Source organism: Propionimicrobium sp. PCR01-08-3 (genome assembly GCF_030286045.1).
Classification (GTDB): Bacteria; Actinomycetota; Actinomycetes; order Propionibacteriales; family Propionibacteriaceae; genus Brooklawnia.
The window spans coordinates 2,834,136-2,846,594 of sequence record NZ_CP127390.1; the positions used below are offsets into that span (position 1 = coordinate 2,834,136).

A 12,459-nucleotide genomic window follows, 5' to 3' on the forward strand; every position below is an offset into this window, starting at 1 on the left:
GCACCGCGAGCGCTGCACATGATTGACGATACAGTCTGGCACCGACACGAAAATGCCGGCCTGCCGCTACCGGGAATCGTCGTCCGGCAGTTCGCGAGGGAGTGCCTGGTCGCGGGGTAACTCGGGCACCGGGATGACCACGATGTCGTGGAGTTTCCAATCGAGGGCGCGCAGGTGCTCGACGAGATCGACGCACGCTTGCACCGACACGGCCGGACCCGAGGCCGGCACGACGAACAGTTCGACGTGAAACAGGTGTCCCTCGTCACGGACGCGACTGCTGACCTCGCTCACCCAGTCCAGCGCGGCCACTTCGTCCTCGATCCGCCGGATCAAGGGATGCGGTTCGCTGTCATCGTAGGCACGCGCCCGGGCATCGGTGAGGCCCGCGACGGCCGCCCGCACGTTACTGACGCCGTCATGCAGGATCGACACCGAGACCAGCAGAGCGGCCGCTGAATCCGCCCACCACCATCCGATGCCGATTCCGAGAATGCCGACGATGGTGGCGAGCGCAGAGCTCCAGTCTGCCTTGTTCATCTTGGCGTCGGCGTAAAGCACCTTGTCATGCAGGGGTTTGGCGAGCGCCAGCTTCATTCGTCCGAGAATCACCGCGGGGATATTGGTGAGCGCCATGACCGCGACCATCAGCCATCCCGACCACAGCGGATACCCGAACAAGACGACGATGCCCAGCGGCGGACGCTCCGCTTTGATCAAGCCGATGCCGGAATCGATCACCAGGTAGAGCCCCATCGCGAACAGGGCGGACGCTGCCACCAGATGCGCAACCCCGATCGACCGATGGTGCCCGTACGGATACTCGGCCGAGGGACGGCGCCGGATGCGTCTGGTTGCGATCAGGAAGGCCAACGGTGGCAGCACCGACAGCAGATCTTCGGTCCACGCCACCTTCATCGCCTGTGATTCGCCCGACACCAACGCGACCAGCGCCGTCACGACCAGTTGGATTCCGATCGTCACCTTTTCAAGCCGTACGGCCTTGGCAAGGTCCTTACGCACGTCATCGGGTAAGAACCCGTAGGCTTCAGCGAATCGTTGTCGTGAGCGCGTCATGGCCGGCCTGCACCTACTGTTCCGCCAGGAATCGTTCCAGCGACACTTGCAGAGCGTTCTCCCCCATCGGAACGGCCATCACCATCTTGACCGAGCTGCCATCGGACGCCTGCGCCGTGGCGTATGGCATCGTCAGCGCCACCTTGTCGGTCCAAGGCGAGTCCGACGTCAATCCTGCTATGAAGATGTCGAGATCTGCGCGGTGGATCGCGTCCGCCAGCACCGCCTCGCTGCCGACCTGCCAGTCGATCTCGGCGCCGATGGTCGCGGCATAACGTTCCACAAGCTCGGCCTCGGTGCCGCTGACCGTCCCTGCTGCATCTACCTGCGTCCACGGTGGATTCGCCGATACTCCCACTCGCAAAACTCCGCCGGTGGCCGCGTCGAGGCTTCCCCTGCTGTCCTTGGGGATGCCGCATCCGGACACGAGCAGGACGCCGAGCACGAGCAGTGCCGCCAGCAAGCCTCTCAGTGCCTGCACTTGCGGGCCCACCAGGTGGTGTTCACCACCGTTCGGGTTGTCGTGGCGCCCAAGCACGACTCCGTAAACCACCACGCCAACCCCCTATCGATGCGCTAGTTGAATTCGAAGCTGATGGCGACATCGAATCTATGCCATCAACGCTGTCCTCGCAGGGGACTTCCTCAGGTTGAAGTCTTGACAAAGTGGGGTCCCGGGCGCATTGCCCGGGACCCCACTCACCTTAAAAGAACTACTCAGGCGCGCCTGCGGCCACCCAACCAGCCATAGATCACGAGCACCAGCAACGAGCCCAGAATCGCGATGAGCCAGGTCTGCAGGCTCCAGAAGTCTTCGAGGCCGACCCCGAAAATGGCGCTGCCTATCCAGCCACCGAGAGCCGCTCCGATGACGCCCACGACCAGAGATCCGAGCCAGCCACCCGGCGCCCGATCCGCCAAAATAGCCTTGGCGATAGCACCTGCAATGAGTCCGAGAATAATCCAGCCGATAATTCCCATGATTTCCTCTCCATCATCTTGGTTACATGGTCAATTCGATCAAGGAGCTGTGCAAGCCCCTTCAGAAACTGCCTCTTATCGTGAGCATGTCATTTTGTGCTGCCGCAAATAGCTCACGCTCTGTCGGCAACCTCACCGGCGCTCGTGGCCAACCGGGCACAATTCGCGCAACAATACACGCTCGTGCCCACCTGCACGCCGTGGCCGAGAATCTTGCATCCGCAATGCGCGCACTCGGGTGCGAAGGCGTGCGCGGCGCATTCGAAGCTATCGAAGACACCCGTCCTACCGCCCTGAGTCACACTGAGCGGCGAATCGTAATCGTTACCACACACATCACAAACAGCCATCCTTGCCTCCTGTATATGCGCTCGGGCATGCCGGTGCACCCCATCTCTTTACCAACATAAGCACCCGATATGAACCGACACCACACCCTTAGGGGTGCGCCGCCAATCTCATTGCACGTTCCACCCATAGGGGTGTATCTCTGCTTCTCAGTTCGCAGGAAGATCGTTATCAGAAGGCACGAAGCAAATGCTCGGACGGCTTCCCACCCCCACATCAAGAATCGAACAAAGGGAGAACGCTATGGCAGCTAAGAACAATCCCGGCCAGTTCGGGAATCGCAGTGACACCCTCCAGCAGGCCTCGAAGGGCGGCCAGGCAAGCTCGGGCCAGTTCGGCCGTGAACACGGCGCCGACCCTCGTGAGGCCGGACGCAAGGGCGCAGCCGCCCAGCCCACCCGGGCGAAAGTTGAAGGCGGACGTCACTAGCAACCGATGCGCGAGTCCGCCACGGCTCGCACGGTTGGCGGCACGCTTCACCCGGCGTGCCGCCGGCCCGTACAGGCAAAGGAGCGAGAATGACAGATCAACTCACTTTCCAGAATCAGCCGAAAGATGCTCTGCCCGAGTTCGGCCACTCGACTCCGCTCGGACGTGCCGGCCAGCCCGCCGAGCTGGCACCGGCATATGTCTTCCTGACCTCCCCCGAATCGAGCTACGTCGTCGGAGAGACTCTGCATGTCAATGGCGGCATGTACACGCCGTAGCCGATGCGGCGCACAGCCCACCGACGACATAAAGGAGTAACTAATGACGTCTTCCAAAGATGACGACTTCCAGACCGACCTACCCGCTTCACCAGGACGCCCCGGTTCGCAGGCGCCCAGTTTTGATGAACCCGAGCAGCCGACCGCTCCGTCGCCGCCCAAGCCCAGCCAACAAGGGGCTGAACCGGTGACACCGACCGGCGCCACACCGAGTGCGAGCGAGACCTCCGTCGGGCAACAGGGCAGCTATCTGACGACCTCGCAGGGGGTCAGGCTGCGTGATACCGACCATTCGCTGAAGGCCGGTGAGCGAGGGCCGATCCTGCTGCAGGACCACCACCTGCGTGACAAGGTCACCCACTTCGACCATGAGCGGATACCCGAGAGGGTCGTCCATGCCAGGGGTGCGGCCGCCCACGGCTACTTCGAGGGATACGGAACCGCGAGCTCCCTCACCAAGGCGGGATTCTTGGCGAAGGGAAAGGTCACGCCGGTCTTCACCCGTTTCTCCACCGTCCTCGGCTCCCGCGGCTCGGCCGACACGGTGCGCGACACCCGCGGGTTCGCCACCAAGTTCTACACGGACGAAGGAACCTTCGACCTGGCCGGCAACAACATTCCGGTCTTCTTCATTCAGGACGGGATCAAATTCCCCGATGTGATCCACGCCGGCAAACCGCACCCCGATCGCGAGATTCCGCAGGCCCAAAGCGCTCACGACACCTTCTGGGACTTCGTCTCCCTGCACACCGAGGCGCAGCATCACACCTTGTGGAACATGTCCGACCGGGGCATTCCGCGCTCCTTCCGGATGATGGAGGGATTCGGCATCCACACCTTCCGCTTCATCAACGAGGACGAAGAGACGACCCTGGTGAAGTTCCATTGGAAGCCCAAGCTGGGCGTCCACTCGCTGGTGTGGGAGGAGGCGCAACTGCTCGCTGGCATCGATCCGGACTTTCATCGCCGGGACCTGGCCGACGCAATCGAGGCGGGCGCCTATCCCGAGTGGGAGCTCGGCGTCCAGACGTTTCCCGACACTCCGGAGCAAACCTTCGAAGGCATCGATCTGCTCGACCCGACGAAGATCGTCCCCGAAGAACTGGCGCCGGTGCAGCTCATCGGCCGGCTGGTGCTCAACAAGAACCCACTCAATTACTTTGCCGAGACCGAGCAGGTCGCGTTTCATCCGGGCAACCTTCCGCCGGGGATCGATGTCACGGACGATCCCCTGCTGCAAGTGCGGCTGTTCTCCTACCAGGACACCCAGCTGACCCGCCTCGGCGGGCCGAACTATGGGCAGCTGCCCATCAACCGGCCGCACGCGGGCGTCAATGACATGCTCCGCGACGGGTACGGGCAGCAGGCCGATCACAGCGGCGTCGCCCCTTATCGTCCGAATTCGCTGGACGGCGGCTGCCCATTCACCGCAGGCGACCCGGAACACGCATTCACCGACATCCCCGTCCAGGTTCCGGCCGCCCCGAAGAACAGGAAGCTCGCCAGCAGCTTCGACGATCATTTCAGCCAGCCTCGGCTCTTCTGGCGGAGCATGAGCCCGATCGAGCAAGATCACATCATCGCGGCCTACTCGTTCGAACTCTCGAAGTGCTACGAGCCAGCGGTACGCGCCCGGCAACTGCAATGCCTCGCGAATATCGACGAGTCGCTGTGCCGGCAGGTCGCGGCGTCCCTGGGGCTGCCTGCTCCCGATCCAACCGAGGAGCCCCACCCCGATGACGAGCCCGAAGCCGGACGCCTCGTCAGCCCGGCCCTTTCTCAGGTTGGCCGCCGCTGGCCGGTGGACGGACGCCTGATCGGAGTCGTTGTCTCCGACAGCCCCGAAGATCCGGCACCGATTGCGGCTCTGACAAGCGCTATCGCTGATAGCGGGATGCTGCCGATCCTCATTGGGCCGCATGCCGGAACGCTGAACGGGCTGCCTATTCAGCGCACCTTCGCCACCGCGCGGTCGGCAGAACTCGACGCACTGTTGATCGCCGACGATCCCGAACCGGCGGCGGACTCGCTGGGTGCCCAAGACACGAAAGCCGCGACGCGAAAGCTCGTCAGCACAGACCCGCGAGTCTCGCTGCTGATCAGCGAGTGCTGGCGGCAGGCCAAACCCATCGGTGCCTGGGGAGCTGCGACCGGCCTTCTGACCGGGCTGGGAATTCAGACGACCAAGGGCGTCATCGCGGGACACAACCCACAGGCTGTGTTGAAGACCGTGCAGGGACTGTTGGAGACACACCGGGTGTGGGATCGGTTCGCGTCGACCGATGGCAACTCGCATAAAGCCGAGCAGAGCTGATCAACGCCTGTCGCCGAGTTGTCAATGATTGATCCAATGCTGACTCCGCAGAAGACCCAACAAAGTTGATCCCCGGTAGGTTCGCGTGCTGACGCGTAACAAGAGATACTGACGCGCCGCGCCGTTTGTTGGTTCCACTGCTCGTCGGCACGAACCGAGATCAGCAAGTCAGCAAACATAGGGCGAGAGGTCCGGGCCATTGGCCCGGACCTCTCGCCCACCCCTACGCGGGGCTTAATCGGTCAGTGGGTTCAGCGTACAGTCGGCTCGCGCAACTCGGCACCGATGAACCAGGCCTGCTGCTCCAGGCCTTCGATGATCTTGTGCAGGATGTCGGAAGTTGTCGGATCTTCGTGATCGACCTGATCATGGACCTTGCGCATGGTGCCTACCGCGGCCTCAATCGACTTCACGATCTCGCGGATGGCGTCGTGGGTGCTGATCTCGCCCTGCGGAAATTCGGGCAGCGTGGTCAGCGCGGCAACAACCGACGGACGACCGTCCGGCGACGCGCTCAGTGCACGCATCCGCTCGGCGATCTCGTCCGACGCCTCGCGGGAGACACCGACCAGCTCGTCGAGGTTGAGGTGCAGGTCGCGGAAGTTCGGGCCGACGATGTTCCAGTGGGCCTGCTTGCCGACCAGATCGAGTGCGATCAGATCGACGAGAACAGCCTGCAGATTGGTAGCCAGTTCCTTCGACGCCTGGAACGTGTTGATGGGAGCCTGAGTAGCAGAAACAGTCATGATCCTTCTCTCTCCTAAACGTTGTCTTCGGATGGTGCGGAAACCACTGTGCTCGCGCTGGTGTGCTGCAAGCTTCCGGGCTCCGCGCCCTCACGCCTAGTAGAACATGCCTGCCCTGCCGAGTATTCCGGCCGACGCGAATTAAAGGTTAAGGATGGCCTTAGCCGCTGAATCGCTGTTCGGGATGTGGTCCACCCCTAGGGGGGTGTTCTGCCTCACAGTGGACGGCCAGAATAGGGTCATGACAGATCACCTAAACAACGGGATCCCGCCCCAGGAACAGCAGCCCCCGGGCCTGACCAGCGAGATGACCCCGCAGCCCGATCACGGGGAGCAGAGTTGGGTTGGTCGTAACAGATTGCCCGGCATGAAAGCCCTGATCACCGGTGGCGACTCGGGCATCGGACGCGCCGTCGCGATCGCCTTCGCCCGCGAGGGCTGCGATGTTGCATTGTGCTATCTCCCGGACGAGCAAAGTGACGCCGACGACACCAGGACCTGGGTCGAAGAGGCAGGGGCCCGATGCGTCCTGCTGCCCGGGGATCTCACCGACGAGCAAGCCGCCCGCAATGCCGTGGACTCGGCCGCCGATCAGCTCGGTGGCCTGGACATCCTGATCAACAACGCAGGCTTCCAGTGGGCAAGGCGTGAGCACGGCATCGCCGACCTCACCACAGCCGAGATGGATCGAACCTTCAAGACGAATCTCTATGCCATGTTCTGGACGACGCAGCAGGCGCTCAGCCATATGAGCGAGGGCGCGAGCATCATCAACCTGTCGTCCATTCAGGCATACGATCCTTCGACTCCGCTCATCGACTACGCCGCGACGAAGGCGGCCATCAACAACTTCACCGTGAATCTTGCCGCCGAACTCGGCCCGCGTGGCATCCGCGTCAATGCGGTGGCCCCAGGACCTATCTGGACTCCGCTGCAGCCCGCCACCAAGGCTGCCGACAGCATGCCGAAGTTCGGGATGAACACTCCTCTGGGACGCCCGGGCCAGCCCGCAGAACTCGCCGGAGCATTCGTCTTCTTGGCGAGCCCGACCGAAGCCTCGTATGTTTCAGGCACCGTCGTCGGTGTCACCGGCGGAAGGCCGGTCTTTTGAGATCTGAGGAGCGGTGAAGACCCGGGCAACACCCGACGACGAACAACCCGTTCTTCCTATTGATCGTCCCTTGAATGCAGCAGAACCCGCCATTAGACGACGTTCTTCCGGCGACGGAGTCAGGGAGAATTGTGGCATGACTGAAGTCGAGCAGATCTCGGTCGCCATCGTGAACGACTATCCGGTCGTGGTGTTGGGGGTGGCCGAGCTCTTGCGTGACCCGCGGATCACCGTGGTGGAATTGGCGACAGACCGTAGACCGCGGTGGCCGGTGAACGTTGCTCTCTTCGACGCGTTCGCGACCACGGACGGGCCCGCCCAGGTGCGGCGTCTGGTGGCCGATCCGGGCATTGAGCACGTGCTCATCTACAGCTGGAACGTGCAAGAACCACTCGTCCAAGAAGCGATGACGCTCGGCATCGACGGTTACCTGTCGAAGTCATTGGCAGCCGACGAGTTGATCAGTGCGGTGATCCGGGCCCATGCGGGTGAGTGCGTCCTCGAGCTGGGTGAAGTCGATGAGGACCAGGATGTTGACAACTGGCCCGGACGCAATGAGGGGCTGTCAGCCAGGGAGGCAGAGATCGTCGCCCTGATCACCCAGGGAGTGACCAACGACGACATCGCCGAAGCGTGCTATCTCAGCATCAACTCGGTGAAGTCATACATCCGGTCGGCCTATCGCAAGATGGGCGTCACCAGGCGGACGCAGGCGGTGCTCTGGGGCATCAAGAACGGCATGTACCCGGAAAACGGGGCACTGGCACCCTGAAAAGAGCTGTGGCCGCGGGGAGTTCTCCACGTTTCGCGATAACTCCCATAGCTGCGGGCGACAATGGCCTCATGGGTGAAGACGAGCAGGTCTCAGTTGCCATTGTCAATGACTATCCGGTGGTTGTCTTGGGGGTGGCCGAACTGCTGCGCGATCCGAGAATCCTCGTCGTCGAGTTGGCCTCGGCGCGTACACCGGATCTGCCGGTCAAGGTCGTACTCTTCGACGCCTTCGCCGCCAAGGATGGTCTCGCCGGAGTGAAACACCTGATCCACGACCCGAAGTATGACCGAGTGTTGATCTATAGCTGGAATGTGCGCGAGCCCCTCGTCCAAGAGGCTTTGATGCTCGGAGTCGATGGCTACCTTTCCAAGGCATTGACCGCCGACGAATTGACGGCTGCAGTCATGCGGGCAAGCAACGGTGAGCGCGTGGTCGAGCTGGGTGGCTCGGACGACAGCCCGGTCAACGGCAATTGGCCCGGACGCGAGGAGGGCCTTTCGGCCAGAGAGGCGGAGGTCGTCGCCCTCATTTCTCAGGGGGTGACCAACGAGGACATTGCCGAAGCATGCTATCTGAGCATCAACTCGGTGAAGTCATACATCCGGTCGGCCTACCGGAAGATGGGCGTGACCAGGCGCAGCCAGGCCGTGTTGTGGGGCATCAAGAACGGCATGTTTCCCGAAGAGGCCCAGGTGAGGCCGTAACCGCTGGGCTGCAGCCGTACAAGTGCGGACGATTTCCCGCGCGCCCCGGGCGACGTGTCCCCGGAGTGTGGGCGTCGTCCGGGCTTAGGTTGTTGCCCAGACCTGCCGGCAGCAAGCCGGGGATTCGCTCGACGAACTGCTGCGATGGGTGTGTTCAACGTGTCCATGGGTGTCGGTTTCCTCCGCAGACGACGGGCTCGTATCCGCAAATCGCATTGAACCACTACATTGACGTCATGACGCTGTTGTACCTTGTCCGGCACGGACAGACCGAGTGGAGCAAATCCGGTCAACACACTTCTTATACCGACCTTGATCTGACCCCCGAAGGCGAAGAACAGGCGCGGGCGCTGCGTCCCCGGCTCGATCCGAGCGAGTTCGGCCTGGTGCTGTCGAGCCCCAGGCTAAGGGCCCGGCGAACCGCCGAGTTGGCCGGCTTCAGCAACTATGTGGTCACCGACGACCTCCAGGAATGGAACTACGGCGACTACGAGGGCAAAACCTCTGCCGAGATCCGCGCCAACTATCACCCGGGATGGCGGTTGTGGTTCAACGGTGTTCCGGGCGGAGAGACAGCGGACGAAGTGCGCCAGCGCCTCACCCGGGTCGTCCGGCTGGTTCGCTCATCCGGCGTCGACAAGGCCATCTGCTTCGGCCACGGGCACGCCTCGCGAGTGCTGGCGCTGTGCTGGATGGACTTCCCGTTGATCTTCGGCCAGGCATTCCCGGTTGAGACGGCAAGCCTTTCCATCCTGGGCCGCGAGAAGGAATCCTGGGCGATGCTGCGCTGGAACAGCTGACGCCGACGCGTAGCCTCAGGCGGCGATGTCGCGGCCGGGGATCGCGGCCAGCAGCTCCTGGGTGTAAGGGTGCTGCGGATGTTCGAACAGCTCCTCGGGCGTGCCCGATTCCACGATCGTTCCGTGCTGCATGACGTGTACCTCGTCCGAGATCAGCCGGACGACCGCCAGATCGTGACTGATGAACAGGTAGCTCAACCCCAGATCGGCCTGGAGGTCGGCGAGCAGCTTCAAGATCTGCGCTTGGACGAGGACGTCGAGCGCAGAGACGGCTTCGTCCAGCACCACGAGTTCGGGATTGAGGGCCAACGCCCTGGCGATCGCAACCCGCTGACGCTGACCACCGGAGAGTTCGTGCGGCAGTCGCTCGGCCATACTTGCCGGCAACGCCACCTGGTCAAGCAGCTCCAGCACCCTGGTGCGTCTACTCGTCTTGTCGCCGACGCCGTGCACTCGCATCGGCTCCGCGATGGTCTGCTCGATCGTGTACCGCGGGTCCAGCGATGAGTACGGGTTTTGGAAGACCGGCTGAACCTTGCGGCGGAAGCTGAACAGCTCGGTCTTGTTCAGCGCTGTCAAATCAGTGCCCTCGAAGGTGATCGTCCCCGACGTGATGGTCTCCAGCCCCAGCAGCATATTTGCCGTGGTCGACTTGCCCGAGCCGGACTCCCCGACCAACGACACCGTGGACGAAGCCGGGATCTGAAAACTCACCTTGTCGACCGCCATGAACTCTCGCGGCTCATTCTTCTTGGCCGCCCGCACCGGGAATACCTTCGTGAGGTCCGTCGCCTCAACCAAGATCGCGGGCCGCTCGTCCGCTGCAGCGGCACGCGGACGCAGCTCCCGTTTGGACGCCAGGCTCGGCGCGGCTGCGATCAGTTCCTTCGTGTAGTCGTCTTCGGGATGGCTCAGCACCTGATCGCTCGGGCCGGTCTCGACCACTCGTCCGTTGTGCATGACCACGATCCGATCGGCGCGCTCGGCGGCCAGCGCCAGATCGTGGGTGATCAGGATCACGGCGGTGCCCAGCTCATCGGTCAGCGATTCCAGCTGATCGAGCACCTTGCGCTGCACGGTGACGTCGAGCGCCGACGTGGGCTCGTCCGCAATCAACAGCCGTGGACGACAGGCCAGTCCGATGGCGATCAGCACGCGCTGCCGCATACCACCGGAGAATTCATGCGGGTATTGCCGAAATCTGCGCTCGGCGTCGGCGATACCGACCATATCCAGCAATTCGATGGCCCGCTTCTCGGTCTCGGCACCGCTCGTATAACCATGCACCTCGAGGGCTTCGGCGATCTGATCGCCGACCCGCATCACCGGGTCGAGGTTCGACATCGGGTCCTGCGGCACCAAGCCGATGCCGGCGCCACGCAACCGGATCAGTTCGTGCTCACCGAGGTCGGTGATCTCTTTTCCGTCGAAGCGGATGCTTCCCCCGGTGATCACGCCGTTATCGGGCAGCAGCCGGTTGGTCGCGGCACCCGTGGTGGACTTTCCGGAGCCGGACTGGCCGACCAGCGCCACGGTCTCACCGGCGGCCACGTCGATGTCGACGTCGCTGATCGCCGTGACCAGCTCGGAGCCGGAGCGGAATGCCACGCTCAGCCCGCTGATTTTCAATAGCGGTTCTTGTTCGCTCATCGGGTCATTCCTTCCTTGTCTTCTTCGAGGGTCAAAGCGCTGATGGTCTCAAGCGCGGGCTCCCAGAGTTCGCGCGTGGGCACCGGGCGCCCGGCGAGCAGCCGGTTGGTGACCATGGCCACCGCGAAGCCGTTGTGTGGAATGAAGCCGACAGCGGTGCCGGTGAAGCCGTGATGCCACAGCATTCTTGTTCTGCGCCCCTCCAACCGGATGGGCATGCTGCGCCAGCCCAGTGCCTGCCCCGCGTCCGGGCCATCGGCGAAGAAGCGGGCTGAGGCCTGTTCACCCCACAGCTCGTAGGTCTCGGACGCCAGGCTCGCGGCCAATGTAAGCAGATCTCCGACGGTGCTGAATAGCCCGGCGTGCCCGCTGATGCCACCGAAAGCGTAGAAGGAGTTGCCGTCGTCCACCTCGCCACAGATCTCGGTGGTTCGCCAACTGAAGTCGATCTTGTCGACCACGATCGGATACGGCTCGCCGGTGGCGACCATCTGGCGCTCGGCGTCGTCTCCCCACGCGCTGGACGCGATGCCAGGTACCGGCCTCGGCTCGGCCGCGGCACAGAACTGCTGGGGACTTTTCGGCCGGAACACCATTGAGGAGAGACCCAATGGTCCAGTGACGAGCTCGGATACCGCGCCGTCAAGCGGAAGACCGGTGATCTTGGAGATGATGCGTCCGAGCAGCATAAATCCCAGATCAGAGTAGTGGCGACCGGAATGAGGGGCGTAACGCAGCGGCAGATCGTTGATGGTCTGCCAGGGGTCGCGTCCGGAAAGGTAGAGCGGCTGCCACTCCCACAGGCCCGCCCGATGGCTGAGCAGGTCGGCCAGCGTGGTGTCGTCGGTGCAGGGCGAATCGGGCAAGAACGTGCGTACCGGGTCGTCGACGTTCACCTCGCCGAGTGCCGCGAGCCGTTGCAGTGTGCAGGTGGTGGCCGCGACCTTGGTCACCGAGGCCAGGTCGAAGACGGTGTCGTCGGTCACCGGCTCACCGGACGATCCGGTGGCGCCTGCGGACGCGATCTCGCGCACCTGGTACCAACTGATGCCTGCAGCGACACCTGCCGGGGCCGAATTCGGGTCGGCCATCACCGACCGAGTCATCAATTCCGCAGTCATGATCGTGCCCTCTGCCAACTATTCGTCAACCACGGCTGTCGAGCCTCGCTTGTCGCCCACCGTTCCTCTGAATCTCTGGAGGAAGGACAGGTCGTGATGCCTGTCGGAGGCTCAAACGAATACTG

General features: G+C 63.1%; 14 protein-coding genes. 7 read left to right on the plus strand and 7 right to left on the minus strand.

Going from position 1 to position 12,459, the window contains the following annotated elements:
• Positions 1–66 precede the first annotated feature (66 nt).
• The 4 genes from QQ658_RS13155 to QQ658_RS15550 all read right to left on the minus strand — a co-directional run bounded on the left by QQ658_RS13155 (position 67) and on the right by QQ658_RS15550 (position 2,408).
• The gene (locus QQ658_RS13155) at positions 67–1,077 is read right to left on the minus strand and encodes a cation efflux transmembrane domain-containing protein (protein WP_286025289.1); all 1,011 of its coding nucleotides are present in this window, start codon (positions 1,075–1,077) and stop codon (positions 67–69) included.
• 13 nt (positions 1,078–1,090) lie between these two features.
• The gene (locus QQ658_RS13160; protein ID WP_286025290.1) at positions 1,091–1,633 is read right to left on the minus strand and encodes a transporter substrate-binding domain-containing protein; all 543 of its coding nucleotides are present in this window, start codon (positions 1,631–1,633) and stop codon (positions 1,091–1,093) included.
• A gap of 161 nt (positions 1,634–1,794) precedes the next feature.
• Positions 1,795–2,058: a GlsB/YeaQ/YmgE family stress response membrane protein gene (locus QQ658_RS13165; RefSeq protein ID WP_286025291.1), complete on the minus strand. Its 264-nt coding sequence runs from the start codon at positions 2,056–2,058 to the stop codon at positions 1,795–1,797.
• Between the two features lie 113 nt (positions 2,059–2,171).
• Entirely contained in the window at positions 2,172–2,408 is a 237-nt protein-coding gene (locus QQ658_RS15550) for a metallothionein (RefSeq protein WP_502928917.1), read from the minus strand.
• A gap of 241 nt (positions 2,409–2,649) precedes the next feature.
• Here QQ658_RS15550 and QQ658_RS13170 point away from each other — a divergent pair, with 241 nt between their 5' ends.
• The 3 genes from QQ658_RS13170 to QQ658_RS13180 all read left to right on the plus strand — a co-directional run bounded on the left by QQ658_RS13170 (position 2,650) and on the right by QQ658_RS13180 (position 5,427).
• Entirely contained in the window at positions 2,650–2,835 is a 186-nt protein-coding gene (locus QQ658_RS13170) for a hypothetical protein (protein WP_286025292.1), read from the plus strand.
• 89 nt (positions 2,836–2,924) lie between these two features.
• The gene (locus tag QQ658_RS13175; protein WP_286025293.1) at positions 2,925–3,113 is read left to right on the plus strand and encodes an SDR family oxidoreductase; all 189 of its coding nucleotides are present in this window, start codon (positions 2,925–2,927) and stop codon (positions 3,111–3,113) included.
• Between the two features lie 43 nt (positions 3,114–3,156).
• Positions 3,157–5,427: a catalase gene (locus tag QQ658_RS13180; protein ID WP_286025294.1), complete on the plus strand. Its 2,271-nt coding sequence runs from the start codon at positions 3,157–3,159 to the stop codon at positions 5,425–5,427.
• Between the two features lie 251 nt (positions 5,428–5,678).
• Here the strand turns inward: QQ658_RS13180 and QQ658_RS13185 are convergent, their stop codons facing one another.
• The gene (locus QQ658_RS13185) at positions 5,679–6,173 is read right to left on the minus strand and encodes a Dps family protein (RefSeq protein WP_286025295.1); all 495 of its coding nucleotides are present in this window, start codon (positions 6,171–6,173) and stop codon (positions 5,679–5,681) included.
• A gap of 241 nt (positions 6,174–6,414) precedes the next feature.
• Here QQ658_RS13185 and QQ658_RS13190 point away from each other — a divergent pair, with 241 nt between their 5' ends.
• The 4 genes from QQ658_RS13190 (at position 6,415) to QQ658_RS13205 (ending at position 9,563) form a co-directional block, all read left to right on the plus strand.
• A complete protein-coding gene (locus QQ658_RS13190) occupies positions 6,415–7,284 on the plus strand; it encodes an SDR family oxidoreductase (RefSeq protein ID WP_286025296.1) in 870 nt (289 codons plus the stop codon).
• Between the two features lie 136 nt (positions 7,285–7,420).
• A complete protein-coding gene (locus tag QQ658_RS13195) occupies positions 7,421–8,056 on the plus strand; it encodes a helix-turn-helix transcriptional regulator (RefSeq protein WP_286025297.1) in 636 nt (211 codons plus the stop codon).
• A 71-nt stretch (positions 8,057–8,127) separates the two neighbouring features.
• Positions 8,128–8,763, plus strand: a complete 636-nt coding sequence (locus tag QQ658_RS13200; protein ID WP_286025298.1) for a response regulator transcription factor — start codon at positions 8,128–8,130, stop codon at positions 8,761–8,763.
• A 236-nt stretch (positions 8,764–8,999) separates the two neighbouring features.
• Entirely contained in the window at positions 9,000–9,563 is a 564-nt protein-coding gene (locus tag QQ658_RS13205; protein WP_286025299.1) for a histidine phosphatase family protein, read from the plus strand.
• 15 nt (positions 9,564–9,578) lie between these two features.
• On the opposite strand, the gene QQ658_RS13210 is transcribed toward QQ658_RS13205, so the two are convergent.
• Complete coding sequence (locus QQ658_RS13210; RefSeq protein ID WP_286025300.1) at positions 9,579–11,213, minus strand: ABC transporter ATP-binding protein; 1,635 nt, start codon at positions 11,211–11,213, stop codon at positions 9,579–9,581.
• The gene (locus tag QQ658_RS13215; protein WP_286025301.1) at positions 11,210–12,334 is read right to left on the minus strand and encodes a serine hydrolase domain-containing protein; all 1,125 of its coding nucleotides are present in this window, start codon (positions 12,332–12,334) and stop codon (positions 11,210–11,212) included. The genes QQ658_RS13210 and QQ658_RS13215 overlap by 4 nt, the downstream gene beginning before the upstream one ends.
• Positions 12,335–12,459 lie beyond the last annotated feature (125 nt).